This window comes from Streptomyces sp. NPDC007991 (assembly GCF_042958445.1).
Lineage (GTDB): Bacteria > Actinomycetota > Actinomycetes > Streptomycetales > Streptomycetaceae > Streptomyces.
Genome location: NZ_JBIBJD010000011.1, coordinates 58,024 through 84,404 on the forward strand (window position 1 = coordinate 58,024; position 26,381 = coordinate 84,404).

Sequence of the window (26,381 nt, forward strand, 5' to 3'; positions counted from 1 at the left end):
TCCGAAGACCGTCTTGAGCACCATGCCGGGACCCCCGTTCGGCGAAGCTTCTCCGCCTTCTTCCGTCAAGATCGCCGACCAGACTTCCCGGCACACCGCTGGGAACGGTACAGGTTCCTGACGCGGTGTCACAGAGCACCGGCAGGGCTTCGCCCGCCGACCGTCCGACTGTTCGGGGTACGGCATTAAAGCCGCGTAAAGATTGCCGGAATCAGGCAATGTCCCGCCCGGTGTCCGCGTGTGACGATGCCTGCGACAACGGGGGAAGGGCGAGGAGAGGCGGTGTGCGGATGGCCTGGTTTCTTGGGCTCGGCATAACGGGGGTCGTCCTCCTCGCCCTGTCGTTCGTTCTTGACGGCGTACTGGAGGGACTGCTCGACGGAGTCGCCGTGGTGGAGGGTCTGCTCGACGGGCTGCTGTCGCTACCCGTGATCGCCGGGTTCTCGTCCATGCTCGGTTTCTCGGGGGCGATCGCCATGGGGACAACCGGACTGGGCCCGGTGGGAGCCACGGTGATCGGAGTGCCGGCCGGTGTCCTCACCGGCTGGTTCGCCTACCGGCTCAGCCGGGCTCTGATGCGTGACTCCTCCGGCGCCGCTCCACGTGACGCCGACTTGATCGGCGCGTCCGGCTCGGTGGTGACCGCGATCCCCGCCGAGGGCTACGGCGAGGTGCTGGTGCACTTGGCCGGACAGCCGAGGAAGTTCGCGGCCAAGAGCCCGGTGGCCGTGGCCCGGGGAGCCGACATCTGGGTCGAGCAGGCGCTGTCGCAGTCGGCGGTGTCCGTACGCCCGGTCGAACGCTGACCGGCGAAACGGTCCTCCCGTCCGGCACCCGGCCGACGGTGCCGTTGTCATCCACACATCCTTTACCGAATGCCGTCCTCAGGGAGGGCTGAGGGGACATCACCATGAGCTCTGTCGCCATCGCGGCGGGAGGAGTCGTCGTACTCCTCGTGCTGCTCGCGCTCGTCGTCGTCAGCCGGTACAAGGTCGCCGGCCCCAGCGAGGCGTTCATCGTCACCGGCCGCCGCGGCAAGAAGGCCACCGATCCGGAGACCGGGCGGGTGTTCACCGACAACAGCGGCCAGAAGGTCGTGGTCGGCGGCGGCGTGTTCGTCGTGCCGTTCGTGCAGCAGAGGTTCGCCCTCGACCTGTCCTCGCGGCACATCCCCGTCGCGGTGCGCGGCGCGGTCACTCTGCGCGGTGTGAAGGCCAACCTGGAGGGCGTCGCCATCGTCAAGGTCGGCGGCACCGAGGACGCCATCCGCGCCGCCGCCCAGCGGTTCCTGATGCAGCAGGACGGCATCGTCGGCTTCACCCAGGAGGTGCTCTCCGGCGCGCTGCGGGCCATTGTGGGCCGGATGTCGGTGGAAGACATCATCCGCGATCGGGCCGCGTTCGCCGGACAGGTGGCGGAAGAGGCGGAGGCGAGCCTGTCCGGGCAGGGCCTGGTGCTGGACGCCTTCCAGATCCAGGACATCACCACCGAGGGCTCCTACCTCGAGGACCTCGGCCGGCCCGAGGCGGCCCGCGCCAAGCAGGAGGCCGACATCGCCGAGGCGGTCGCCCGGCGCGCGGCCGAGCAGGCGCGGCTGAAGGCCGAGGAGGAGATCGCGATCGCGCAGCGGACGTTCTCCCTCAAGCAGGCCGAGATCAAGGCCGAGACCGATGAGGCCGCGGCCCGGGCTGCGGCCGCCGGCCCGCTGGCTGAGGCAGCGCGTCAGCAGGAGATCCTCGCCCAGCAGGAGAAGGTCGCCGAGCGGCAGGCCGAACTGACTGACCGTCAGCTCGACACTCAGGTCCGCAAGCCCGCCGACGCCCAGCGGTACGCAGCCGAGCAGGAGGCGGAGGCCAAGCGCGTGGCTCGCGTCAAGCAGGCCGAGGCGGAGCGGCTGGCCGCCATCGCCGCCGCGCAGGCGGAGGCCGAGCGGGCCCGGCTCACGGGTGAGGGCGAGAAGCAGCAGCGCAGCGCGCTGGCCGAGGCGCACGCGATCGAGGGTCTCAAGCAGGGCGAGGCCGAGCGGTCCCGGCGTGCGGCGATCGCCGAGGCGGTGCGGCTGGAGGGCGAGGCCGAGGCGGCGGCGATCGGCGCGAAGGGTGAGGCCGAGGCCGAGGCGATGCGGAAGAAGGCCGACGCCTTCTCCCAGTATGGCGACGCGGCCGTGCTGCAGATGCTCGTCGAGGTGCTGCCGCAGGTGGTCGCGAAGGCGTCCGAGCCGCTCAGCGCGGTGGACAAGATGACGGTCATCTCCACCGACGGCGCGAGCCAGCTGTCCCGCACCGTCGCCGACAACGTGGCCCAGGGTGTCGAACTCCTCAGCTCGACCACGGGAGTCGACCTCGCCGAGCTGCTGAAGAGCATCACCCAGCGCAACGACGACGTCCAGCCCTCGACCACGCCGGCCACCGCCGAGGCCAACGGAAAGATCCAGATCGGCTGAGAGCAGGCAGCCGGCGCAAGGGCCCGCGCGGCATCGAGTCGCCGGGCCCTCGCGCGGTTCCGCAACGAAGTCCTCCCGAGCACGCCCGGCGCGACACCTCCGAACCAGGAGAGGTGGTGAAGAGAAGGCGCCCGTATGTCTGACACACCCCCCGGCACGCACATGACGACCGCTCTCGCCCTCCCCGCGACCGCGCCCGCGGTCGCCGACCACCGTCGGCGGGCCTGGCGCCGGCCCGGCACCGGGATCACGGCCGTCGTCGTCGGGCCGGCCGTCGGACCGGGCGCGGACGAGGCCGGCATCGGCTGGCTCCGCGCACTCGCCGTGTTCTGTGCGTGCGTGGATGGCCGGCGGTGCGGTCGCCATCCCGCCGAGCCAAGGGCCGCCACGGGTGGTGCTGCGTCACTCGGCGGACGGAACTCTGATTCCGCTGTCCGTGCGCACCGTGGCAACGCGGCACCACCTGGCCAACCCCGAGCCCCGGGGAGCGATGTGGTGGGCCGGAGACCCCCGAAGCGGCGGGGTCGTCGCGCCACCGGGCGGGACGTGCGGGCGGCACTGGGTGAGGTGCGAAAGGGGTTCGGCCGGACGTCTGTCACTCTGGTCCGCTGCACGTGGGAAACGCCGGCGGAGCAACAACAACATCGAGGAGGTCGCGTGACGCGGTCAGCCATACCCGACGAGTACCTGGAGGGTTATGCCGGGATCCTGGCCGACGTCTGTGCCACGGGCCGTCGCCTCACCCGGAACGAGCTGGAGTCCCTGCGTGCCCGGGGAGAACGCGCCGCGGAGGCGGGCCTGGGACTACGTCTTCTGGTCCGCCGGCATCTGGCCGCGGCCCGCGAGCTCTCGCCCGCCCTGTCGCCCGCCGGTGCCGACCGTGTGCTCGCCGCCGTGGAGCAGGCGGTGGACGCCTTCGCCGAAGGATACGAACGGTCCCAGAAACTCGCGGTGAGGCAGGAAGAGGCCGCGCGGCGGGAGTTCATCGACGACCTGCTCTACGGCCGAAGTGACCTGGGCCGCCTGGCCGAACGGGCGGAACGCTTCGGCCTGCTCCTCTCCCGCGCCCACGCGGTCGCCGTCGCCCAGGGCACCACGCCGGTCGACGACACGCACCCGGCGACCCGGCAGGTGGAGAGCGCCCTGGTCGCCCGGTTCGGAGAGCGCCGCATCCTGCTCACCACCAAGGACGGTCGCCTGGTCTGCATCGCGCCCGGTGACGAGGGCGACGTGCTCGCGTTCTTCGCCAAGCAGGCACACGCGGCCACCGACGGTGGCCGGGTCGCCCTCGGCCGGATCCACCCGGGCGCCGGCGGGGTCGTCCACTCCTACGAGGAGGCCCTCAACGCCCTCGACCTGGCGGACCGACTGGAACTCGAGGAGCCGGTGCTGCGCTCCGCCGACCTGCTCGTCTACCCCGTCCTCACCCGCGACCGGCAGGCCATGGCCGACCTCGTGGACAACGCCCTCGGCCCGCTCCAGGCGGCGCGCGGCGGCGCCCAGCCGCTCCTCGACACCCTCACCGCGTACTTCGACTCCGGATGCGTCTCGGCCGAATCGGCACGCCGCCTGCGCCTCAGCGTGCGGGCCCTGACCTACCGCCTGGAACGCATCCACAAGCTCACCGGCACCAACCCGGCCGACCCCGTCCACCGCTACACCCTGCAGACCGCCGTCATCGGCGCCCGGTTGCTGGGCTGGCCCGGCAACGAGGTCTGACCTGGGTGACCGTCTCGGGCCGGCAAGGAAGTTACTGGAGGTGGTGTCGGAGATGTTGCGCCTGCTGGAAAGAGCGTGCGCGGTCATCGCCGTGCTCCACGCCACGCTCTTGGCGTTTTTCACCGACTACGACGCCCTCCTGATCACGTACAAGAACGGCGACCTCACCCCGACGATCGCGGTCTTCACCGGGGCATGCGTCGGCTGGCTGAGCCTGCGCCTGGTGCGGTCACCGCGACGCCCGCCGGTCGGGCTGTTCGTCGGTGGTGTGTGCATCGTTGGTCTGGTGGCCGTGCTGTGGTGGACGATCCACCCCACGGTGGAGGAGCAGCACGTCACGCCCAGCCCGAGCACCGGCGACTTCATGTCCCAGCCCCCCGACAGCGCTCCGGACACGGCGACCCTTCCGGCACCGCCGACCGCCGGACCATAGCCGGCCCGGTTTGAAGCGCTCGGCCACCGCATCAGCGGCGTGATGGAGACGACGCGGTGAACGCGGACCGCACGCCGACCGTGGACGGTCACGGCCGGCGTGGGAGGCACCCTTCCCATGACGCGCCCCGAGGACGCCGGCATCGACATGCCCGTCGGCGATCACATGCCCCTCGCCGGACCCCCAAGGGCCACATCACCCAGCGCTGAGACGTTCCTCACAGAGCACGCGCCGCAAGAGCTCCTCAAGCAAGATCCACGACAGACATCACACCGCGGAAACAGGAAGGGGCGGCATCGCCATCGCGATGCCGCCCATTCCGTCGGTGCTCCATGGTGCGCGAGGGGGGAGTTGAACCCCCACGCCCTTGCGGGCACTGGAACCTGAATCCAGCGCGTCTGCCTATTCCGCCACCCGCGCATTGGGTGTGTCGTGGGCCCCTGCCCCAGGGGGCCCGGCGCCTTCCGACACCCAGAACATTAGCACGGGGGGCGGGGTGGATTCACATCCGTTCTTCCGCAGGCAGGCCCGCCTCCGAACCTTCGGTGCCCTGGCCACGTATCCACGCGCGGCGCCGCACGTATCAACCTCGTACCGGTACCCCCGTCTCCCCAGGAGGCGGTCGGGGTCCACAGCCGGGTGCGGGACACTGGTCTTCAGCCGCCTCTACGATCCTTGTCAGGAGTCCGGGAGAGCGGTTGCGCGGCAGCCGTAGCACCGGAGGAGTTCGAAGGAGAGCTCCGCAGGGAACTTCGTCATGCGTCGACATCCGTCGGCCGTGCTGACAGGGGGAACCAGCCGATCGAGCGGCGCGTGGATACGATCAGTAAGCAGTACCAGGCAAGCGGCCCTCAGGGCAGTACACAGGACGGCAGCGACGGAGGAGGTGCCCCATGGGAGTCCTGAAGAAGTTCGAGCAGCGTCTCGAAGGTCTGGTCAACGGCACCTTCGCCAAGGTGTTCAAGTCCGAGGTCCAGCCCGTGGAGATCGCCGGCGCGCTCCAGCGCGAGTGCGACAACAACGCCACCATCTGGAACCGCGACCGGACGGTCGTGCCCAACGACTTCATCGTGGAGCTGAGCACGCCGGACTTCGAGCGGCTCAGCCCCTACTCCGGCCAGCTCGGCGACGAGCTCGCCGGCATGGTGCGTGACTACGCCAAGCAGCAGCGCTACACCTTCATGGGCCCGATCAAGGTGCACCTGGAGAAGGCCGACGACCTGGACACCGGTCTGTACCGGGTGCGCAGCCGTACGCTCGCCTCCTCCAGCAATCAGCAGGGCCCCTCAGGCGCCGCCGCGCCCGCCGCCCCGCCCGCCGGACGTCCCGGCGGCTACGGCTACCCGCCGGCCGCCGCGCCCGCGGGCGCCCCGCCCATGCCGGCCGCGCCGCCGCCCGGCGCCCGCCCCGGCGGGTACGGCTACCCGCAGCCCGCGGGCGGCCAGCGGCCCCCGGCCGCCGGCGGACGCATGCGCCACTGGATCGAGATCAACGGCACGCGCCATCAGATCTCCCGCCCGACGCTGGTGCTGGGCCGCAGCACCGACGCCGACGTGCGGATCGACGACCCCGGCGTCTCCCGCCGGCACTGCGAGATCCGGACCGGAACGCCCTCGACGATCCAGGATCTCGGATCCACCAACGGCATCGTGGTGGACGGGCAGCACACCACCCGCGCTACGCTCCGCGACGGCTCGCGGATCGTCGTGGGCAGCACCACCATCATTTACCGGCAAGCCGAAGGGTGAAGCGGGGGCAATGTCAGAGCTGACCCTCACGGTCATGCGGCTGGGTTTCCTGGCCGTACTGTGGCTGTTCGTGATCGTGGCCGTGCAGGTCATCCGGAGCGACCTGTTCGGTACGCGCGTCACCCAGCGCGGAGCGCGCCGGGAGGCAGGCCGGCAGCAGCAGGCCGCCCGCCAGGCCCCTCCGCAGCAGCGCCAGCAGTCCGGCGGCGGCCGGCGCGGCCGTAACGCTCCCACCAAGCTCGTCGTGACCGAGGGCACCCTCACCGGCACCACGGTCGCGCTCCAGGGCCAGACCATCACCCTGGGCCGGGCGCACGACTCGACGATCGTGCTGGACGACGACTACGCCTCCAGCCGCCATGCCAGGATCTACCCGGACCGCGACGGCCAGTGGATCGTCGAGGACCTCGGCTCCACCAACGGCACGTACCTGGACCGGAACCGGCTGACGACTCCCACACCGATTGCGCTGGGCGCGCCGATCCGCATCGGCAAGACCGTCATCGAGCTGCGGAAGTAGTACGACAATGAGCGAGCGGAGCGAGCACGCAGTGGCGGGCCCCACCCCGGGCCCCGGCGCGCTCCCGACCGGAGGGTGGGCAGTGTGGCTCGACACGACCGGCTGTACCCGGAGCCGACAGGCGAGGTGCGCATGAGTCTGTCCCTGCGCTTCGCCGCCGGATCGCACAAGGGGATGATCCGGGAGGGCAACGAGGACTCCGGATACGCCGGCCCGCGCCTGCTCGCCATCGCCGACGGCATGGGCGGCGCCGCGGCGGGCGAGGTCGCCTCCTCCGAGGCCATCTCCACGATCGTCGCGCTCGACGACGACGTCCCCGGCTCCGACATCCTCACCTCGCTCGGCACGGCGGTGCAGCGCGCCAACGACCAGCTGCGCTCGATGGTCGAGGAGGACCCCCAGCTGGAGGGCATGGGGACCACCCTCACCGCCCTGCTCTGGACCGGCCAGCGCCTCGGTCTGGTGCACGTCGGCGACTCGCGCGCGTACCTCCTGCGTGACGGCGTACTGACGCAGATCACGCAGGACCACACCTGGGTGCAGCGCCTGGTCGACGAGGGCCGCATCACCGAGGAAGAGGCCACCACCCACCCGCAGCGCTCGCTCCTGATGCGCGCGCTCGGCAGCGGCGACCACGTCGAACCGGACCTGTCCATCCGCGAGGTCCGCGCCGGCGACCGCTACCTGATCTGCTCCGACGGCCTGTCCGGCGTGGTGTCCCACCAGACCCTGGAGGACACCCTCGCCAGCTACCAGGGCCCCCAGGAGACCGTCCAGAACCTGATCGAGCTGGCCCTGCGCGGCGGCGGCCCGGACAACATCACCGTCATCGTCGCCGACGTCCTCGACCTGGACACCGGCGACACCCTCGCCGGGCAGCTGTCCGACACCCCCGTCGTGGTCGGCGCCGTCGCCGAGAACCAGCACCAGCACCACGACAACGGCATCATGCAGACCCCCGCCGGCCGCGCCTCCGGGCTCGGCCGCCAGGGGCACGGCCAGGGCGGCGGAGGCGGCGAGTTCGGCCCGCCCGGCTCCGGCGACACCACCGGCTACATCCCGGCGGCCGGCCTGGGCTACGGCGACGACGACTTCGTCAAGCCCCGCAGGAAGGGCCGCTGGCTGAAGAGATCCCTCTACGGCGTCCTCGCGCTGGCCGTCATCGGCGGCGGCCTGTACGGCGGCTGGCGCTGGACGCAGACCCAGTACTACGTCGGCACCGAGGACGAACACGTCGCGCTGTACCGGGGCATCAGCCAGGACCTGGCCTGGGTGTCGCTCTCGAAGGTCGAGAAGGACCACCCCGAGATCGAACTCAAGTACCTGCCGCCCTACCAGCAGAAGCTGGTCAAGGCGACCATCGCCGAGGGCGGGCTGAAGAACGCCCAGGCGAAGATCCAGGAACTGTCGGTGCAGGCCTCCGCGTGCAAGAAGGAGGCGCAGCGGCGCGAAGCCGAGAGCGAGAACAACGCCAAGACCGGCGAGGGCGAGGCCGGGGGCACCACGGGAACCACTCCCGCCTCCTTCACGTCCAAGGCCACACCGACGCCGAACCCGACGGACCCGTCGGGCTCGCCGTCGACGCCGGATAAGTCCCCGAACCCGTCCACGACCGCACCTACTCCCAGCCCCGGCCCCAGCCTCTCGGAGGAAGAGCAGAAGGTCGTCTCGCTGTGCGGTAAGCAGTAGGCAAGCCGTGAGAGGCCCTGTTACACGATGAGCGGTACGAACACATCGCACTCGCCGACGCACCACACGTCGACCATCGGCGCGATCGGCGCACCGAGCAGACGCAACACCGAGCTGGCGCTCCTGGTGTTCGCCGTCGTCATCCCGGTGTTCGCCTATGCCAACGTCGGCCTGGCCATCAACGACTCGGTACCGCCGGGCCTGTTGAGCTACGGCCTCGGACTCGGCCTGCTCGCGGGCGTCGGCCATCTCGTCGTGCGGAAGTTCGCGCCGTACGCGGACCCGCTGATGCTGCCGCTGGCGACGCTGCTGAACGGGATCGGGCTGGTCGTCATCTGGCGGCTGGACCAGTCGAAACGGCTGCAGGCGAGCAAATCCTTCGTCGAGGCGGCTCCCCGCCAGCTGCTGTACTCGGCGATGGGCGTCGCCCTGCTGGTGGCCGTGCTGATCTTCCTCAAGGACCACCGTGTCCTGCAGCGCTACACCTACATCTCCATGGCCGGCGCGTTGTTCCTGCTGGTCCTGCCGCTCGTGCCCGGACTCGGCGCGAACGTCTACGGCGCCAAGATCTGGATCAAGATCCCCGGCCTCGGCACGCTCCAGCCCGGCGAGTTCGCGAAGATCGCCCTCGCGGTCTTCTTCGCCGGCTACCTCATGGTCAAGAGAGACGCCCTGGCCCTGGCCAGCCGGCGCTTCATGGGCCTGTACCTGCCGCGCGGCCGCGACCTCGGTCCGATCCTCGTCGTCTGGGTGATCTCGATCCTCGTCCTGGTCTTCGAGACCGACCTCGGTACGTCGCTGCTGTTCTTCGGAATGTTCGTCATCATGCTGTACGTCGCCACCGAGCGGACCAGCTGGATCGTCTTCGGTCTGCTGATGTCCGCGGTCGGCGCCGTCGGCGTGGCGAGCTTCGAGCCGCACATCCAGACGCGCGTGCAGGCCTGGCTCAACCCGGCCAACGAGTTCAAGCTCTCCCGCTCCGGCGTCCAGGACGGCGTCGTCCACTCCGAGCAGGCCATGCAGGCCCTGTGGGCCTTCGGCTCCGGCGGCACGCTCGGCACCGGCCTCGGTCAGGGCAACTCCGACCTCATCGGCTTCGCCGCCAACTCCGACTTCATCCTCGCCACCTTCGGCGAGGAACTCGGTCTGGCCGGCGTCATGGCGATCCTGCTGCTCTACGGCCTGATCATCGAAAGGGGCGTACGCACCGCGCTCGCGGCCCGCGACCCGTTCGGCAAACTGCTCGCCATCGGCCTGTCCGGTGCCTTCGGCCTCCAGGTCTTCGTCGTGGCCGGCGGTGTCATGGGCCTCATCCCGCTGACCGGTATGACGCTGCCGTTCGTGGCCTACGGCGGTTCCTCCGTGATCGCCAACTGGGCCCTGATCGGCATCCTGCTACGCATCAGTGACACCGCCCGCCGCCCGGCTCCCGCTCCCGCCGCCGACCCCGACGCCGAGATGACCCAGGTGGTTCGCCCGTCATGAACAAGCCCCTGCGCCGAATCGCGATCTTCTGCGGTCTGCTCGTTCTGGCCCTGCTGATCCGCGACAACTGGATCCAGTACGTCAAGGCCGACGAGCTGAGGACCGACACCGAGAACCGCCGCGTCTCGATCGAGCGCTACGCCTCGCCGCGCGGCGACATCATCGTCGGCGGCGACCCCATCACCGGGCACGCGACGACCACGTCGGGCGACTTCAAGTACAAGCGCACCTACAAGGACGGGCCCATGTGGGCGCCCGTCACCGGCTTCGTCTCACAGGCCTTCGGCGCCAACCAGCTGGAGAACCTCGAGGACGGCATCCTCTCCGGCAACGACGACCGGCTCTTCTTCCGCAACACGCTCGACATGCTGACGGGCAAGAAGAAGGAGGGCGGCAACGTCGTCACGACGCTCAACGCCGCCGCGCAGAAGGCCGCCTACAACGGCCTGGAGAAGCAGGGCGGCAAGGGCGCGGTGGTGGCGCTCGAGCCGTCCACCGGCAAGATCCTTGCGCTGGCGTCCTTCCCGTCGTACGACCCGTCGTCGATCGCCGGCAACAGCTCCAAGGACGCCGAGGCCTGGAAGAAGCTCGACAAGAAGAACAACCCCGACGACCCGATGCTCAACCGGGCCCTGCGCGAGACGTACCCGCCCGGCTCCACCTTCAAGGTCCTCACCGCCGCCGCCGCCCTGGAGGACGGGCTGTACACGGACGCGGACCAGAAGACGAAGTCGCCGCTGCCGTGGACCATGCCGGGCACCACGACCCAGCTGAAGAACGAGGGGAACATCCCCTGCGAGAACGCGACCCTGCGGGTGGCGCTCCAGTACTCCTGCAACACCGTCTTCGGCAAGATCGGCTCCGACCTCGGCAACGAGAAGATGCTGGCCGAGGCCAAGAAGTTCGGCTTCACCGAGGAGCAGTTCACGCCGGTCCGCTCCAGCGCGTCGGTGTTCTCCGACAACATGAACCCCTCGCAGACCGCGCTGTCCTCCATCGGCCAGTTCAACACCGCGGCCACCCCGCTGCAGATGGCCATGGTCGCCTCGGCCGTCGCCAACAACGGCACCCTGATGAAGCCGTACATGGTCGACGAACTCCAGGCTCCGAACGTCGACACCATCGAGAAGACCGAGCCGGAGGAGATGAGCAAGCCGATGTCGGCCGAGAACGCCCAGATCCTCCAGTCGATGATGGAGACCGTCGTCGACAAGGGCACGGGCACGAACGCCAAGATCCCCGGCGTCAAGGTGGGCGGCAAGACCGGTACCGCCCAGCACGGCGTCGACAACAGCGAGAACCCCTACGCCTGGTTCATCTCGTACGCCAAGGGCGCCGACGGCAGCTCGCCGGTCGCCGTGGCGGTCGTGATCGAGGACGACAACGCCGTCCGTGACGACATCTCCGGCGGCGGCCTCGCGGCGCCGATCGCGAGGAACGTGATGGAGGCGGTCATCGACAGCAAGAAGTGACCCCGCTCACGTCTGCTTCACATCGACGCACGTTGCGATACCGGTCCTGTATCGGCTGACGGGCTCGGCCAGGTCACACAAAGCGAGCCGGGTACGGTAGGCCCGGACGGCAGCCTCCGACCGTACAAGCTTCCGGTCGGGACCGACGGAGAGGGCTGGTAGGTAGCTATGGAAGAGCCGCGTCGCCTCGGCGGCCGGTACGAACTGGGCCAGGTGCTCGGACGTGGTGGCATGGCGGAGGTCTACCTCGCGCATGACACCCGCCTCGGCCGCACCGTGGCGGTGAAGACGCTGCGCGCGGATCTCGCGCGTGACCCTTCCTTCCAGGCCCGGTTCCGCCGGGAGGCCCAGTCGGCCGCCTCGCTCAACCATCCCGCGATCGTCGCGGTCTACGACACGGGCGAGGACTACATCGACAACGTGTCGATCCCGTACATCGTCATGGAGTACGTAGACGGCTCGACGCTGCGCGAACTGCTCCACAGCGGCCGCAAGCTCCTGCCCGAGCGCGCCATGGAAATGACGATCGGCATCCTCCAGGGCCTGGAGTACGCCCACCGCAACGGCATCGTCCACCGCGACATCAAGCCCGCGAACGTCATGCTGACCCGCAACGGCCAGGTCAAGGTGATGGACTTCGGCATCGCCCGCGCCATGGGCGACTCCGGCATGACCATGACGCAGACGGCCGCGGTCATCGGCACCGCCCAGTACCTCTCGCCGGAGCAGGCGAAGGGCGAGCAGGTCGACGCGAGGTCGGACCTCTACTCCACCGGCTGTCTCCTCTACGAACTCCTGACGGTGCGGCCCCCCTTCGTCGGCGACTCCCCGGTCGCCGTCGCGTACCAGCACGTACGCGAGGAGGCCCAGGCCCCGTCGGTCTTCGACCCCGAGATCACTCCCGAGATGGACGCCATCGTCCTGAAGGCGCTGGTCAAGGACCCGGACTACCGCTACCAGTCGGCCGACGAGATGCGCGCCGACATCGAGGCCTGCCTCGACGGCCAGCCGGTCGCGGCCACGGCCGCGATGGGCTCCGTGGGCTACGGCGGCTACCCCGACGACCAGCCGACGACGGCCCTGCGCGCGGACTCCGGCGCGGGCGCCACGTCGATGCTGCCCCCCATGAACCCGGACGACGGCGGCTACGGCTACGACGACCGCCCCGACCGGCGCCGCCAGCAGCAGCAGCGCAAGTCCAACACCTCGACGATCCTGCTGGTGGTGGCGGGCATCCTGGTCCTGGTCGGAGCGATCCTGATCGGACGGTGGGCGTTCAGCGGCAGCGGAGGCGCGAGCGACGACACGCTCGCCGCGCCCAACTTCGTCGGTGAGACCCAGCAGAACGCTCAGAAACTGGCCGACAACGCCGACCTGAAACTGACCTTCTCCAAGAAGCCCTGCGAGGACCAGACGAAGGGCAACGTCTGCTCCCAGGACCCGAAGGCCGGAACGGACGTCACGAAGGGCGACACCATCTCCCTGGTGGTGTCGACGGGGGCGCCGAAGGTGGCGGTCCCGGACGTGACAGGTCTGACCTACGAGAAGGCCGAGGCCCAACTCGAGGACAAGGGCTTCCAGGTCGACAAGAAGACGGAGGAGTCCGACCGCACCCCCGGCGTGGTCATCAAGCAGAACCCCGAGGGCGACACGGAACAGGAGAAGGGCTCCACCATCACCCTCACCGTCGCCAAGGAGGCGGAGAAGTCCACCGTCCCGGACGTCCTCGGCCAGAGCTGTGACGCTGCCAAGCAGCAGATGCAGGCCAGCAACCTGGTCGGCAACTGCACCGAGGTGGAGACCGACGACGACAACCAGGTCGGCAAGGTCATCGCGACCACGCCGCAGGCCGGCACGTCGGTCGACCCGAACTCGTCGGTCAACATCCAGATCGGCAAGAAGAAGCAGCAGCAGAAGGTCAAGGTCCCGCAGCTCGTCGGCCAGACGGTCGCCCAGGCCAAGCAGACGCTCGCCGGACTCGGCTTCAGGAAGATCCAGTTCGCGAACGGCAGTGACCAGAGCGACAACGCCCTCGTCTCCGGCCAGGACCCGCAGGCCAACACCGAGGTCGACGACCCGGCGAACACGACGGTCACCCTCCAGACCGTCGGCTTCGGGAACAACGGCGGCAACAACAACGGCGGTGGCGGCAACGGCGGCATCTTCGGCGGGCTGAACGGCAGCTAGGACTGACCCCTCCTACGCGTCACAGAGCCCCCGGCCTCAAGAGAGGCCGGGGGCTCTGCCGGTGGACAGCCGGCGGTCCGAACCGTACGTACGGCTCCGAGGGGGAACCCGTCAGCGCAGCTCCTTCGGCGGCGTCCGCTCGCTGTCCACCTTCTCCACCCGCTCCAGCTCGCCCCACACGATGTACCGGTACGTGCTCGTGTACACCGGTGTGCAGGTCGTCAGCGTGATGTAGTGGCCCGGCTTCTTCTTGCCGGACTCCTTCGGGACCTGGGAGAGGACCGTGACGTTGAACTTCGAGGTCTCGGGAAGGATGTCGTAGACCTTGTAGACGTACCACTTGTCCTTCGTCTCGAAGACGATCGGGTCGCCCTTCCTGATCTTGTCGATGTTGTGGAACTTGGCGCCGTGACCGTCCCGGTGGGCCGCGAGGGAGAAGTTGCCGGTCTTGCCCGACATCGGCAGGACCGCCTTGACGGGATCGGTGTAGTACCCGGCGACACCGTCGTTGAGGATCTTGTTCGACGTGCCCTTCTCGACCAGGACCTCGCCGTTCCTCATCGCCGGCACGTGCAGGAACCCGATGCCGTTCTTCGTGTCCAGCGCCCCAGGGCCGCCGGCCCCGCCGTTGGCCCAGTCGTCACGGACCTTGTCCGCCTGCTTCCCGGCCGCACGGTCGGCGACCACGTTCGTCCACCAGAGCGAGTAGGCGACGAACAGACCCAGGACCAGGCCCGCGGTGATGAGGAGCTCCCCGAAGACACTCACCGCCATGGCGATCGGGCCGGGACGGCGCCGGGACGCCGACGCGCCGGTGTGCTCTTCGTGCTCCGTGTCGGTGGTCGCTGCCACTGGTCATCTGCCCTTAACTGACGAGCGCATCCGGCTTGCCCTTGCTGCGCGGCCGTTCCTCGACCATCTTTCCCCAGACGATCATCCGGTACTTGCTGGTGAACTCCGGCGTGCACGTGGTCAGCGTGATGTAACGGCCGGGCTCGGTGAACCCCGACCCCGGGGGGACGGGGTTCAGAACACTCGTGTTGCCGGGCGACGTGACCGGCAGGATCGACGCCATCTTGTAGACGTAGTACTTGTCCTGCGTCTCCACGACGATCGGATCGCCCTTGGTGAGCTTGTTGATGTACCGGAACGGCTCTCCATGGGTGTTGCGGTGGCCCGCGAGCCCGAAGTTCCCCGTCTTGTCACCGGGCATCGCCGTCTTCAGCGCACCCTCGGCGTAGTGGCCGACCATGCCCCGGTCGAGCACGCCCTTGCTGCTGGTGCCCTCGGCGATCGGCACGACCACGTCCAGCTTCGGGATGTGCAGAATGGCGAAGCCCTGCCCGGGCTCGAAGGCCCCCGGGTTGCGCTTGCCGTTGGCCCAGTCGTCCTGGAGGCTGCTGGCCTCCTTGCCGGCCTGCGCGTGCGCCCGCACGTTCGTCCACCACAACTGGTAGGTGACGAACAGCAGCATCAGCACGCCGGTGGTGATGAACACCTCACCTATCGCACGGCTGGCCACCACCGCGGGACCGGGCTTGCGCGCCCGCGCCTGCCGCCGCGCCTCGACCCGCGACAACGGCGCCCGCCGGTCCTCCGGCGCCGAACCCTCGGCCGATGCCTGAGCCGAGCGGGCCTCCGAAGCGCCGCCATGACGCCCGTGACGGCGCTTGGCGGCCTTTCTGCGGGCCGCACGGCCCCCGCGGGCGGGTCCGCCGTGCCGCGCCGCGGAAGAGCCCGCAGAGCCCGATACGGAGTCTTCGGCCGCGGCCGGCGGCGGATCCGGTATCCGCAGCGCCACCGTCTCCTCGTCGGCCGGAGGCAGATACGGCTCGTCCGGAACGGGCTCGTACGACGCCGGGTACGGCTCGGACGAGAACGGGTCCGGCTCCGGCCGCGGAGAAGCACCGTACGCCCCTCCACCCGGCCACTCCTCGAACGCGCCCGGCACCCCGTACGACTGCTGCCCGTACGAGGTGTCGGACTCGCGCTCGGGGCGCAGCGCCGTCACGCCGTGGCCCTGCCCACCACCGGGGCGAGCCCGGCCGACCTCGCCACCGCGCCCTGATCACCGCACTCCACCAGCCAGTTGGCCAGCATCAGGTGCCCGTGCTCGGTCAGCACCGACTCGGGGTGGAACTGCACGCCCTCGACGGGAAGTTCGCGGTGCCTCAGCCCCATGACGATCCCGTCGTGCGTCCGGGCCGTCACCTCCAGCTCGGCCGGGACCGTCGCGGGCTCGGCGGCCAGCGAGTGGTAGCGCGTCGCCGTGAAGGGCGAGGGCAGACCCGCGAAGACGCCCCGGCCCGTGTGTTCCACCGGCGACGTCTTGCCGTGCAGCAGCTCCGGCGCACGGTCCACCACGCCGCCGTACGCCACCTGCATCGACTGCATGCCGAGGCACACGCCGAAGACCGGCACACCCGTGGCGGCGCAGTGCCGGACCATGTCGACACAGACGCCCGCCTCCTCAGGAGTGCCCGGCCCCGGGGAGAGCAGCACACCGTCGAAACCGTCCTGGGCGTGTGCCGTCGACACCTCGTCGTTGCGCAGGACCTCACACTCGGCGCCCAGCTGGTACAGGTACTGGACCAGGTTGAAGACGAAGCTGTCGTAGTTGTCGACGACGAGAATGCGCGCGCTCACTGGTTGTCCACCGTCACATCGTTGAAGGGCAGCAGCGGTTCCGCCCACGGGAAGACGTACTGGAAGAGGACGTAGACCACGGCCACGACCAGGACCAGTGAGATCAGCGCCTTCACCCACGTGTTCCCCGGCAGATGCCGCCAGATCCAGCCGTACATGCCGTCCCTTCCGTCGTACCACGGCACCAGACCTTCGCCGTACAGCCACCAGACTAACGGCGCAACGCCTCAGGTTTCCCTGCCTCCACAGGCTGTGTGGAGTCCAGGTGCGCCCAGACGATCAGCCGATGACTGTGCCCCCATTCCGGTTCGCACGTGGTCAGCGTCAGATAACGGCCCGAACGCGTGTACCCGGAGGTACGTGGGACAGGATCGATCACCTCGATGTCGGAGGGCACTGTTTTGTACGGGCCTTTGTCGATCCGATACGTGAACCAGGTCGTGCCGTCGGTCAGCACCACGGCGTCGCCCCGCCTCAGCTGCGGAAAGTCCTTGAACGGGTCGCCGTAGGTGCGGCGGTGCCCGGCGACCGCGAAGTTCCCCTTCTGACCGAGCTGAGCGGTCTGCGCGTAGTGGCCCAGGCCCTTCTTCAGGGTGCCGGTGGCCGTGCCTTCGAGCACCGGCTTGTTCCACGTGAAACCAAGACGCGGGATGTACATGATCGCGAAGGGCTTGCCCTGGGCGTAGGGCGCGGGTTTCGGCGGGTTTTCGGCGTTCGCGCCTCCCGCGGTGGAGGAGCCGGCCGCCGGGGGAGGCGCGCTCGGCTTCGCCCACTGCTCCTGGAGCCGCGCGATCTGGTCGTCCATGACGCCGTCGGCCCGCACTCCGGTCCAGAACAGCACGTAGACCACGAACAGCACGATCAGGCTGCCGACGGTGATACACAGTTCGCTGACGGTCCTGACGATCACACGCACCGGCGGCTCCCCCGGCCAGGCTCTACTCCTCCACGGGCTTCGCGTAGTGCAGATCCACTGTGCCCGAGTAGCCGGGAAGAGTCACCGGCCCGTTCTCCTCGACTTTCCAGCCGAGCCCGTAGACGTTGACGTAGACCATGTAGTTCTGGATCGCCGGGGACGCCGCGAGCGCCTTCTGGAGCTTGCCGGGGTCACCGACCGCCGTGATCTTGTACGGCGGCGAGTAGACGCGGCCCTGGAGGATCAGGGTGTTGCCCACGCAGCGCACCGCGCTGGTGGAGATCAGCCGCTGATCCATGACCTTGATGCCCTTGGCCCCGCCCTGCCACAGCGCGTTCACCACGGCCTGGAGGTCCTGCTGGTGGATGACCAGGTAGTCGGGCTGCGGCTCGGGATAGCCGGGCAACTTGGCGGTGGCGTCCGGCGGGGCGTCGTTGAGCGTGACCGTGAGCGACTCGCCCTTCAGCTTCTGCGTACCCGCGCGCTTCTCCAGGGCGGCGAGCTTGTCGTCCTCCGCCTTGGTGCTGCCGTCGTCGCGCTCGGCGAGCGCCTCTATCTCCTTGCGCAGGGTTCCGTTGGTCTCGTCCAGTTCGCCGTTCTCTCCGCTGCGCTCCTGGATGAGGTCGGACAGCTTCAGCAGCGAGGTGTCCGTACGGATGTTGGTGCCCTTGGCGGTGTTGAAGCTGGTGAAGAAAAGGAGTCCCGCGAGCGCGAAGACGGCGGCCGTGAGGATCCGCACGGGCCGGAAACGGCGCGCGCGCTCAGGGGTGGATCCCGTCCCGGGGGAGTCGGCAGAATTGCTCAACGTACCCTTATCTCCTTCGGCGCCACGGAAGCACTACGCTAACGGACGCCCGGGGGAGCACTCAGAGTCCCCTTAACGCTGCCCCGAGACCGACCCAGTTACCTGCGCGGCCACGCAGCGCATCGACAGGAGAGACCCTCGTGCCGAAGTCACGTATCCGCAAGAAGGCCGACTACACGCCGCCGCCCGCGAAGCAGGCGACCGCGATCAAGCTGAACAGCCGTGCCTGGGTCGCGCCCGTCATGTTGGCCATGTTCCTCATCGGCCTGGCCTGGATCGTCGTCTTCTACGTCACTGACGGGTCGCTGCCCATCGACTCGCTGGGCAACTGGAACATCGTGGTGGGCTTCGGCTTCATCGCCGCCGGGTTCGGTGTCTCGACCCAGTGGAAGTAGCGGTCACCGGGAGGTGAACGCAGCTCTGCCCAGGGTTGTTCGCTGAGTTATCCACAGCGGTTTTCCACAGGTGGAAAAGAAACGACGATCTGTGGATAACCCGTTGAGTGTTGACGCCGGTATGACGGAAGTACCGGAACTCGAAAACTTGTTCGCCCCCTGCCTGACCTGCGGAAACGCCGGTCGATGGCAGGGGGCACAGGTGTTCCCGCACCGTATGCACAAGATCCGCCACCCGCTGTGGACAACGCTCGCGCTCAGCTGAGCTGGGTCGTCCTCAACAGGGTCAACAGGACGATCACGGCGAGGACCAGCGCACATGTGCCGTACTGGATCAGGGCACGTCGCTCGCGCGGGGCGTGGACCATGGCGTACCCGACGACGACACCGGCGACGAGGCCGCCGATGTGGGCCTGCCAGGAGATGTTGAGGCCCGGGCTGAAGGTGAAGATCAGGTTGATCACCAGCAGCGCGATGATGGGCCGCAGGTCGTAGTTGAGCCGGCGCATCAGCACGGCCGTGGCGCCGAACAGGCCGAAGATCGCGCCGGAGGCGCCCAGCGTCGCCGTGTTCGGGGCGGCCAGCAGATAGGCCAGGGTGCTGCCCGCGAGTCCGGAGATGAAGTACAGCGCGAGATAGCGCACACGGCCGAGGGCCGCTTCGAGCGGGCCACCGAGCCACCACAGACTGAGCATGTTGAACGCGATGTGCCAGATCTCCTGGTGCGTGAACATCGACGTCACCAAGCGGTACCACTCGCCTCCCGCCACGCCCTGGGTGGGCGTGTAGGGCTCGGGCGGCCAGGCGCCGACCAGGGCGAGGTCGTTCACGAGCGACCCATGGGCCTGGATGGCGATGAACACGGCCAGGTTGATCCCGATGAGGATCTTGGTCAGCAGGCGGGGGTCGGCGCTGACGGTGCCGCCGGCGATGGTCCGGGGCCTGGCGGCAGTCGGCGCGTGACCGGTGCCGGAACCGCTGCGGACGCACTCGGGGCACTGGAAGCCGACGGAGGCGTTGACCATGCACTCGGGGCAGATCGGGCGCTCGCAGCGGGTGCAGCGGATGCCGGTCTCGCGGTCCGGGTGGCGGTAGCACATGGGGACGCTGTGGGCGTCCTGCGGGCTGCCCGCAGCCTGGTCGTCCATGGGATCCCCTAGGTCGTGATGAGAAAAGCCCGCCCCGCTCATCTTTACGGACGAGCGGGGCGATTGGTTCCCTGCGAGGGCTTTCGCACTCGGCGGGGTCTCAGCGGGTCTCGATGACGACCGACTCGATGACCACGTCGTTGACCGGGCGGTCGGTGCGCGGGTTCGTCTGGGCCGTGGCGATGGTGTCCACGACCTTCTGGCTGGCCGCGTCGGTGACCTCGCCGAAGATGGTGTGCTTGCGGTTCAGCCACGCCGTCGGGGAAACGGTGATGAAGAACTGCGAGCCGTTGGTGCCCGGGCCGGCGTTGGCCATCGCCAGCAGGTAGGGCTTGTCGAAGCGCAGGTCCGGGTGGAACTCGTCCTCGAACTGGTAGCCGGGACCGCCGGTGCCGTTGCCCAGCGGGTCACCGCCCTGGATCATGAAGCCACTGATCACCCGGTGGAAGACCGTGCCGTCGTAGAGCCTCTCCGTGGTCTTCTGCCCCGTCTCCGGGTGCGTCCACTCCCGCTCGCCCTGGGCGAGCTCGACGAAGTTCTTGACCGTCTTGGGGGCGTGGTTCGGCAGAAGCCGGACGTCGATGTCGCCGTGGTTGGTCTTCAGGGTGGCGTAGAGCTGCTCAGCCACGATCTGCCTTCCGTTGTCTTTCCGTGACTCCCTGATCCTCGCATGGACCGGGCTCCGCGTCGCCCGACCTCGGTTCACCGGAGGTAAACCGGGCCGACTCGCTTGCGGAAAACCAGTCGGGTAGTCGCGGGGCGGGGGCGCGCGGCGGCGATCCGTGGCATTGTCGACGACAAGCTCCTGTTGGACCTTATTCATCCGCTATTGCAGGTGATCGGCTCCCGATCAGTGTTCGGTCCGCTCTTGATCGGTTTTCGACCGGAGGTGGCCCGGAGCCGGCTCCCGTGACCCGGATGCCCGCCCGCGCATGCCTGACGGGGCGCCGGGAGGCATGATCCGTAAAAGGGTGGAAAGTCGAAATACCGTACGCCACCGAGGAGGAGGAACCCGTGACCCGCATCGACAGCGTGCGCGCCGCGACTGGTTCGGCGAAGGACAGCGTGCTGCACGCCGCGGAAGTGGTGGCGCCCTACGCCGACACGGCCAAGGACAGGGCCGCGCACTACGCACACGAGGCACGCGTACGGCTAGCGCCCAAGGTGACGCAGGCCGCCGGGCAGGCGCGCGTCCAGTACGGCGCCCATGTGCAGCCGTATCTGGACCAGGCCCGGACGCATGTGCCGCCGAAGGTCGACCAGGCCGCCCACGAGGCCGCGACCCGCACGCGCAAGGCCGCCCGGCAGGCGGCGGAGTACTCCAAGCCGAGGCTTGAGCAGGCGGTGGCCGCGGCCGTGCCCGTCACGACCGAGGCCGCGGCCCGGAGCGTGGCCGCGATGGCCGCGCTGCGCGGTCAGGTCTCGTCGAAGGAGGTCCAGAAGCTGATCCGCAGGCACGAACGGCGGGCGAGGGCCGGCCGGGCCATGAAGACGCTGATCGTTCTGGGCGCCCTCGCGGGCGGTGCCTTCGCGGCCTGGAAGTGGTGGGACAAGCAGGCCAACCCGGACTGGCTGGTGGAGCCGCCCGCCGCGACGGAGGTTCCGGAGTCGGGCCGTCTGGCCTCTGTGGACGGCAGTGGCGAGTCCGGTCTGGACCCGGAGGTCGAGGCGAAGCAGGCCGAGGACGAGGCCGCCCAGCGCGACGACCGTTCCTGACGACCAGCTGATCCAACAGCGCGGTGGGGCGGGAGACTTGAGGCTCTGACCCAAGAGCCTGGGAGTCTCCCGCCCCACCGCGCTGTTTCACGTGAAACACGCCCCCCGAACCACGTTTCCGCAGTTCGGAGGGCGTCTAGTGTGGAGCCTAGGGGAGTCGAACCCCTGACATCTGCCATGCAAAGACAGCGCTCTACCAACTGAGCTAAGGCCCCGGAAGAGGAACATCCGCCCGGAGAAAATCTTGTCCCGGCGGGCGTCGGAGACCAGAGTACCGGGTTACCCCCGTGATTCCGCAAAAGGATTGGGGGTCCCCGTCGCCGACCACTCTCCGTAAGATGCTCGGCGTGGTTCGCTACCGCGAACCGCCGTACTTGGGGAAGCGATGGGGAGACGCAATGGACGCCGCACAGCAGGAAGCCACCGCAAGAGCGCGGGAACTGCAGCGGAACTGGTACGGGGAGCCGCTGGGGGCGCTCTTCCGTAAGCTGATCGACGATCTTGGTCTCAACCAGGCTCGTCTCGCGGGGGTTCTGGGACTGTCCGCACCGATGTTGTCGCAGCTCATGAGCGGCCAGCGGGCAAAGATCGGCAATCCCGCCGTGGTGCAGCGGGTACAGCTGCTTCAGGACCTGGCGGGGCAGGTCGCGGACGGCAGCGTGAGCGCGGCCGAGGCCACCGAGCGCATGGAGGAGATCAAGAAGTCACAGGGGGGCTCGGTGCTCAGCAACACCACGCAGACGACGAGCAGTTCGGGGGCGCCCACGGTCAAGCGCGTCGTCCGGGAGATCCAGTCGCTGCTGCGCTCGGTCGCGGCGGCGGGCGACATCATCGACGCCGCGGAGACCCTCGCCCCGTCCCACCCGGAGCTGGCCGAGTTCCTCCGGGTGTACGGCGCCGGCCGCACGTCGGACGCGGTCGCGCACTACCAGTCCCACCAGAACTGACCCCGCCGCCCGGCCGCCGAAGGGGGTTCGGCACCGGGCTTCGGGTGAGGTGACGGGGGCTGCGTCACGGTACGGACGGACACGAGGGGGCGTGTGCCGCACGGGGGACCGTTCGACGCGAGGGGGACGTGTATCGCTCATCGGGGGAGTCACGGGGGCGTGGGGGCCACAGGAGTCGTTTCGCCCGTCGGGGAGTCGTAAGGCCCGTCGAGGGGGAAGCAAGGGGGGAGACCACAGGGGGAGGAGCGACGTACAGCCATGGGTGAGGTGTTCGCCGGCCGGTACGAACTGGTCGACCCGATCGGACGCGGAGGGGTCGGCGCCGTCTGGCGTGCCTGGGACCACCGCCGCCGCCGTTATGTGGCCGCCAAGGTCCTGCTCCAGAGCGACGCGCACTCGCTGCTGCGCTTCGTGCGCGAACAGGCCCTGCGGATCGACCACCCCCATGTGCTCGCCCCCACCAGCTGGGCCGCCGACGACGACAAGGTCCTGTTCACCATGGACCTGGTCGCGGGCGGCTCACTGGTCCACCTCGTCGGGGACTACGGCCCTCTGCCGCCGGCCTTCGTCTGCACGCTGCTCGACCAGCTGCTGGCGGGACTGGCCGCGGTACACGCGGAGGACGTCGTGCACCGCGACGTCAAACCCGCCAACATCCTGCTGGAAGCCACCGGCACGGGCCGGCCCCGGCTGCGGCTGTCCGACTTCGGCATCGCGATGCGGCTGGGCGAGCCACGTCTGACGGAGACCAACCTCGTGGTGGGGACGCCCGGTTACCTCGCGCCCGAGCAGATGATGGGCGCGGATCCGGACTTCCCCGCCGACCTGTTCGCCACAGGCCTGGTCGCGCTGTACCTCCTGGAAGGCGCCAAGCCGGACAGCAAGGCGCTCATCCAGTACTTCGCCGAGCACGGAACTCCCGGTGCGCCCAAGGGCATTCCGGAGCCGCTGTGGCAGGTGGTGGCCATGCTGCTCCAGCCGGACCCGCAGGCCCGGTTCCGTACGGCCACGGGGGCGCGCAAGGCGCTCGCCGCCGCCGCGGAGCTCCTCCCCGAGCCCGGCCCGGACGACGAACTGATCGAGATCTTCGACCAACTCGGCCCGCTGCCCCCGGGGTTCGCGCCGGACGGCCCGCTGGAGAGAGCGCGGGGTCTGCGACAGAGGGAGGGCGAGGCGTCGGGGCAGGGCCCGGGCGCAGCGGTAATACAGCCCGGCACCGGCCGGCACACCGGCCCGCCGACCACTCCCGCCCCGCCGGCCACTCCCGCTCAGACGCCCTCCATGTCGGACACCGGCAGCTTCCACCTGCCGCCACCGCAGGCCACCGGCACCAGCTCCCCCACGCCGGGCCAAGGGGCACAGGCACAGGCACAGGCACAGGCGTTCCACTCCCCCCACGACCGGACAGATCCGCTCTCCCCGTCCCAGCCGCTCCCCTCCGTGTATCCGAACCACGGGGGCTATCCCGGTCAGCCGCTGCCCCCAGCAACACAGCAGCCCACCCACACCTCCACAGCCCCCTACACCACTCAGACCCCACAGCCCGGACAAGGGACTCCGCCCGGCCAGGGCACTTCACGGCACCGAGCGCACCGCCCTCCCCGCCGCCCCGGCCCTCCGGCCAAGGTGGCGGTCCCGCTCCTGCTCCTCGCCCTGGCCTGCTACGCCGTGGGGTTCTGGGCCCTGACCCGTATCTGACTCCCGCGGACACCGGTACGACGGCTCAACCGGTACTCCTCCGACGAGCCACCACGGTCCACACCCCGAGCCCCACCAGCAGCGCGCTCCCGGTGCCGATGCCGCCCACGGCGACGACCCGCATCGCCGTGTCGTCACCCCCGGCCACGCCCTCGGCCGCGGCCTGACGGTCCTGGTCCGAGACGTCGAAGACGCCCTTCGGCTCGGACTCCCCCACATAGTCGGGGCCGCCGCGCGCCTCCCCGCTCACCCGTACCCGGAGAGTCATCGGGAACGGCCCGTCCCCGAAGCTGTCGGCGACGCTCTGCGCGAGGTGCGCGACGAGGTAGTAGGAGCCGGCGAAGCGCATCGCGGCGACCTGGCCGATGGCCGCGTAGCGGTTGGCGTGGTCGACCGGCGGCAGGGCAGGCAGGCTGCCGGACTTCTGGCCGCCGTCGTAGCCGACGCCCACGTCGGCGACGGGCCCGCGCGCCGGGTTGTACAGGGCCAGATCCAGCGCGTCGGGCGTGTAGCCGGTGCCGCCGGATGCCGAGCTGTTCAGCTCGGCGGTGACGTGGAGCTGCTGGCCCCAGTCGACCGGCACCTCGTAGAACAGCGTCTGGCCGGGCCGGATGTCGTCGCGCCAGACGCCCTGGTCCAGTGGGGTCGCCCCGGTGAACCCCGCTCCGCCCGTGCGGTGCTCGGCATCGCCCTGGAGCGGCTGGGGCGATGCGGAGTTCCATACCTCGGGTGCGCTGGTGGGGCCGGTCTTCGCCGTCCGGGGCTCCGTCATGGCGACGAGTTCCAGGTCCCAGGCGTCGGGCGATGAGCCCTCGCCCTCGGGGTCGGCGCGCTCGACGGACACGTAGTAGGTCCCGGCCTCGCGGCACAGCGGCTTGGCGGGCGAAACCTCGCGCCGGCCCCACGCCGCGATCGGGTGCGGGCTGCGGGCGGCGCCGAACGTCGCGACGTCGCTGGAGCAGGGGGTGCCGTCGTCGTCCTGCACGGACACCTTGAGCCCGTCGATGACGGAGACGGTGCTGCCGGGGGAGGGGACGGCGGTGACGGAGACGTACGCGTTCGACGTGGCGTCGAGCTGGAGACGGTAGCTGACCTTGCCGCTGCTCGGGAGGGAGCTCTTGTAGGCCGTGCCGGGCGTCAGCGCCACGGCGTCAGCGGTACTCCTCGCCCCTTTGATGCTCCTGGCGTCACCGGCGAAGGCGTACGGGCTCGGCGACTGCGCCGTACCGGACGCGCCGGCGGCGGCCAGGGCGGCCTGTCCGGGCGCCACGGCAGCCGTCGTACCCAGCACCACCGCCACGGCGCCCAAGCGCACGATCACCGACAGTCGACGACCGCGCCACGCGCCCGCATGCCCCCACGCCGTACGACACCGTCCCCTCACGCGCCACCCCTCACGTCACCGGCCGCCTCACGTCACCGGACCGCAGAACCGCCGTGCGCCCACCAACCGTGGAACCGTGGCCCATCCTGCCCCGCCGCCGCGTCCGGCGCCCCGCCGTCCGCCCACACACACGAAACCCCGACCGCGATGCGGCCGGGGTGTGCTCGCTTTGGGATGTCGTGACTCACGAACCCGTGGGCACGGAGTCAGTCGCCTCCGTCCACAGATCCTGCTCGGCGCGATCCGCCTGGATCTGGCGGTACACGAGGAGCCCGCCGATGGCGGCCAGTGCGACCAGGAGAAGCTTCTTCACCGCGCGACCTCGTCTTTCGTTGACGTAGGGGACCTCTGGCGCCCGACTATACACACCGACCGATACCGATCGGTGACCTGAGTCGGACCTCAACTCCCGTCCGGGGAACCGCGATAGAAGCGGAGTTCACCGCTCCGACCGGAGAGTGATCACACGCCGACGGACGGTTATTTCGACCGCTCTTCTCCTCCTTCCTCAGCTTTTCTCCCCTCTTGCGCCCATCCGGGTGGTGTTCATCTGAACATCGCCGCGTCACGGGCGTCGGTCCACCACTTCTCGGCCCCCATACACATCATGAGGAAAGTACGCAAATCGCCCAACCCGAAAGTGAGGGGTTATGGCCCGGAACAAGGTCATGAAGCTGTGGACCGCCATCGTCACCGCCTTCCTCGCGCTGTGCACGGCGCTCGGATTCGTCACCACGAACGCCGAGGCGGCGGTACCGCAGGCCGAGCAGAAGCGCAACAGCGCGCTGATCCCGCAGCAGCGGACGGCACCGGCGACGGCCGCCCCCTGGTCCTTGTCCTACGCCAAGGCCCTGCCCCCCACGATGAAGCAGCGCATCCACGCCGAGGCCCACGGAAAGTCCCCCAGCTGCCGCCACCGCCCGCTGGCGGACACGACGGCGTCGCCCACCGCCGACTGCACCGGCGACGACACCGACGCCGACGGCGACGGCGACCCTGCGGGCCGTCTCACTCCTCTGCAGCGCTGATA

General features: G+C 69.5%; 25 protein-coding genes and 2 tRNA genes. 15 read left to right on the forward strand and 12 right to left on the reverse strand.

The window, feature by feature from the left end; genetic code table 11:
* Nucleotides 1-290 precede the first annotated feature (290 nt).
* The 4 genes from ACFZDA_RS29490 (at nt 291) to ACFZDA_RS29505 (ending at nt 4,595) form a co-directional block, all read left to right on the forward strand.
* The gene (locus ACFZDA_RS29490) at nt 291-806 is read left to right on the forward strand and encodes a hypothetical protein (protein WP_391087409.1); all 516 of its coding nucleotides are present in this window, start codon (nt 291-293) and stop codon (nt 804-806) included.
* 104 nt (nt 807-910) lie between these two features.
* The gene (locus ACFZDA_RS29495) at nt 911-2,443 is read left to right on the forward strand and encodes an SPFH domain-containing protein (RefSeq protein ID WP_391087411.1); all 1,533 of its coding nucleotides are present in this window, start codon (nt 911-913) and stop codon (nt 2,441-2,443) included.
* Between the two features lie 657 nt (nt 2,444-3,100).
* On the forward strand, nt 3,101-4,162 hold the full coding sequence (locus ACFZDA_RS29500; RefSeq protein ID WP_391087412.1) for a helix-turn-helix domain-containing protein: 1,062 nt from the start codon (nt 3,101-3,103) through the stop codon (nt 4,160-4,162).
* Between the two features lie 43 nt (nt 4,163-4,205).
* A complete protein-coding gene (locus tag ACFZDA_RS29505) occupies nt 4,206-4,595 on the forward strand; it encodes a hypothetical protein (RefSeq protein ID WP_391087415.1) in 390 nt (129 codons plus the stop codon).
* Nucleotides 4,596-4,928: 333 nt separating this feature from the next.
* Here the strand turns inward: ACFZDA_RS29505 and ACFZDA_RS29510 are convergent.
* A tRNA-Leu gene (locus ACFZDA_RS29510) sits at nt 4,929-5,015 on the reverse strand.
* Between the two features lie 473 nt (nt 5,016-5,488).
* Here ACFZDA_RS29510 and ACFZDA_RS29515 point away from each other — a divergent pair.
* The 6 genes from ACFZDA_RS29515 (at nt 5,489) to pknB (ending at nt 13,696) form a co-directional block, all read left to right on the forward strand.
* Nucleotides 5,489-6,343 carry an FhaA domain-containing protein gene (locus ACFZDA_RS29515; RefSeq protein ID WP_391087418.1) on the forward strand — a complete coding sequence of 285 codons (855 nt, stop codon included), beginning with the start codon at nt 5,489-5,491 and terminating at the stop codon, nt 6,341-6,343.
* Between the two features lie 10 nt (nt 6,344-6,353).
* On the forward strand, nt 6,354-6,863 hold the full coding sequence (locus tag ACFZDA_RS29520; protein WP_086560518.1) for an FHA domain-containing protein: 510 nt from the start codon (nt 6,354-6,356) through the stop codon (nt 6,861-6,863).
* A gap of 132 nt (nt 6,864-6,995) precedes the next feature.
* Nucleotides 6,996-8,552: a Stp1/IreP family PP2C-type Ser/Thr phosphatase gene (locus ACFZDA_RS29525; protein ID WP_391088088.1), complete on the forward strand. Its 1,557-nt coding sequence runs from the start codon at nt 6,996-6,998 to the stop codon at nt 8,550-8,552.
* A 27-nt stretch (nt 8,553-8,579) separates the two neighbouring features.
* Nucleotides 8,580-10,037 carry an FtsW/RodA/SpoVE family cell cycle protein gene (locus tag ACFZDA_RS29530; protein WP_391087422.1) on the forward strand — a complete coding sequence of 486 codons (1,458 nt, stop codon included), beginning with the start codon at nt 8,580-8,582 and terminating at the stop codon, nt 10,035-10,037.
* Nucleotides 10,034-11,509, forward strand: a complete 1,476-nt coding sequence (locus tag ACFZDA_RS29535) for a penicillin-binding transpeptidase domain-containing protein (RefSeq protein ID WP_391087425.1) — start codon at nt 10,034-10,036, stop codon at nt 11,507-11,509. The genes ACFZDA_RS29530 and ACFZDA_RS29535 overlap by 4 nt, the downstream gene beginning before the upstream one ends.
* Nucleotides 11,510-11,677: 168 nt before the next feature.
* On the forward strand, nt 11,678-13,696 hold the full coding sequence (gene pknB, locus ACFZDA_RS29540; protein WP_391087428.1) for a Stk1 family PASTA domain-containing Ser/Thr kinase: 2,019 nt from the start codon (nt 11,678-11,680) through the stop codon (nt 13,694-13,696).
* A 111-nt stretch (nt 13,697-13,807) separates the two neighbouring features.
* Here the strand turns inward: pknB and ACFZDA_RS29545 are convergent, their stop codons facing one another.
* Genes ACFZDA_RS29545 through ACFZDA_RS29570 form a run of 6 tightly spaced genes read right to left on the reverse strand, consistent with a single transcriptional unit; the run spans nt 13,808 to nt 18,063 of the window.
* Nucleotides 13,808-14,548 carry a class E sortase gene (locus ACFZDA_RS29545; protein WP_391087431.1) on the reverse strand — a complete coding sequence of 247 codons (741 nt, stop codon included), beginning with the start codon at nt 14,546-14,548 and terminating at the stop codon, nt 13,808-13,810.
* A 13-nt stretch (nt 14,549-14,561) separates the two neighbouring features.
* Nucleotides 14,562-15,707 (reverse strand): class E sortase, encoded by a 1,146-nt coding sequence (locus ACFZDA_RS29550; protein ID WP_391087435.1) that lies wholly within the window; start codon nt 15,705-15,707, stop codon nt 14,562-14,564.
* A complete protein-coding gene (locus tag ACFZDA_RS29555) occupies nt 15,704-16,342 on the reverse strand; it encodes an aminodeoxychorismate/anthranilate synthase component II (RefSeq protein WP_020273111.1) in 639 nt (212 codons plus the stop codon). Before ACFZDA_RS29555 ends, ACFZDA_RS29550 begins: the two co-directional genes overlap by 4 nt.
* Nucleotides 16,339-16,500, reverse strand: coding sequence for a hypothetical protein (locus tag ACFZDA_RS29560; protein WP_391087439.1), 162 nt, complete (start codon nt 16,498-16,500; stop codon nt 16,339-16,341). The genes ACFZDA_RS29555 and ACFZDA_RS29560 overlap by 4 nt, the downstream gene beginning before the upstream one ends.
* 53 nt (nt 16,501-16,553) lie before the next feature.
* Nucleotides 16,554-17,258: a class E sortase gene (locus ACFZDA_RS29565; protein WP_391087442.1), complete on the reverse strand. Its 705-nt coding sequence runs from the start codon at nt 17,256-17,258 to the stop codon at nt 16,554-16,556.
* Nucleotides 17,259-17,280: 22 nt separating this feature from the next.
* Nucleotides 17,281-18,063, reverse strand: a complete 783-nt coding sequence (locus ACFZDA_RS29570) for a DUF881 domain-containing protein (RefSeq protein WP_391087445.1) — start codon at nt 18,061-18,063, stop codon at nt 17,281-17,283.
* A gap of 140 nt (nt 18,064-18,203) precedes the next feature.
* On the opposite strand from ACFZDA_RS29570, the gene crgA reads away from it, so the two are divergent.
* Nucleotides 18,204-18,458, forward strand: coding sequence for a cell division protein CrgA (gene crgA / locus ACFZDA_RS29575; protein ID WP_010032600.1), 255 nt, complete (start codon nt 18,204-18,206; stop codon nt 18,456-18,458).
* A 257-nt stretch (nt 18,459-18,715) separates the two neighbouring features.
* On the opposite strand, the gene ACFZDA_RS29580 is transcribed toward crgA, so the two are convergent.
* Both ACFZDA_RS29580 and ACFZDA_RS29585 read right to left on the reverse strand, forming a co-directional pair.
* A complete protein-coding gene (locus tag ACFZDA_RS29580; RefSeq protein ID WP_391087448.1) occupies nt 18,716-19,606 on the reverse strand; it encodes a rhomboid family intramembrane serine protease in 891 nt (296 codons plus the stop codon).
* A gap of 100 nt (nt 19,607-19,706) precedes the next feature.
* Nucleotides 19,707-20,234, reverse strand: coding sequence for a peptidylprolyl isomerase (locus tag ACFZDA_RS29585; protein WP_391087451.1), 528 nt, complete (start codon nt 20,232-20,234; stop codon nt 19,707-19,709).
* A gap of 386 nt (nt 20,235-20,620) precedes the next feature.
* Here ACFZDA_RS29585 and ACFZDA_RS29590 point away from each other — a divergent pair, with 386 nt between their 5' ends.
* On the forward strand, nt 20,621-21,322 hold the full coding sequence (locus ACFZDA_RS29590; RefSeq protein ID WP_391087454.1) for a DUF5324 family protein: 702 nt from the start codon (nt 20,621-20,623) through the stop codon (nt 21,320-21,322).
* A 142-nt stretch (nt 21,323-21,464) separates the two neighbouring features.
* Here the strand turns inward: ACFZDA_RS29590 and ACFZDA_RS29595 are convergent.
* Nucleotides 21,465-21,537 (reverse strand) — tRNA-Ala (locus ACFZDA_RS29595).
* Nucleotides 21,538-21,720: 183 nt separating this feature from the next.
* Here ACFZDA_RS29595 and ACFZDA_RS29600 point away from each other — a divergent pair.
* The gene (locus tag ACFZDA_RS29600) at nt 21,721-22,269 is read left to right on the forward strand and encodes a helix-turn-helix domain-containing protein (RefSeq protein WP_391087456.1); all 549 of its coding nucleotides are present in this window, start codon (nt 21,721-21,723) and stop codon (nt 22,267-22,269) included.
* Nucleotides 22,270-22,527: 258 nt separating this feature from the next.
* On the forward strand, nt 22,528-23,967 hold the full coding sequence (locus ACFZDA_RS29605; protein WP_391087459.1) for a protein kinase: 1,440 nt from the start codon (nt 22,528-22,530) through the stop codon (nt 23,965-23,967).
* Between the two features lie 25 nt (nt 23,968-23,992).
* Here the strand turns inward: ACFZDA_RS29605 and ACFZDA_RS29610 are convergent, their stop codons facing one another.
* Nucleotides 23,993-25,288, reverse strand: coding sequence for a hypothetical protein (locus ACFZDA_RS29610; protein ID WP_391087462.1), 1,296 nt, complete (start codon nt 25,286-25,288; stop codon nt 23,993-23,995).
* Nucleotides 25,289-25,535: 247 nt separating this feature from the next.
* Nucleotides 25,536-25,664 (reverse strand): DLW-39 family protein, encoded by a 129-nt coding sequence (locus tag ACFZDA_RS29615; protein ID WP_003999697.1) that lies wholly within the window; start codon nt 25,662-25,664, stop codon nt 25,536-25,538.
* 337 nt (nt 25,665-26,001) lie between these two features.
* On the opposite strand from ACFZDA_RS29615, the gene ACFZDA_RS29620 reads away from it, so the two are divergent.
* Nucleotides 26,002-26,379, forward strand: a complete 378-nt coding sequence (locus ACFZDA_RS29620; RefSeq protein WP_391087464.1) for a DUF6344 domain-containing protein — start codon at nt 26,002-26,004, stop codon at nt 26,377-26,379.
* The last annotated feature ends 2 nt before the right edge of the window (nt 26,380-26,381 follow it).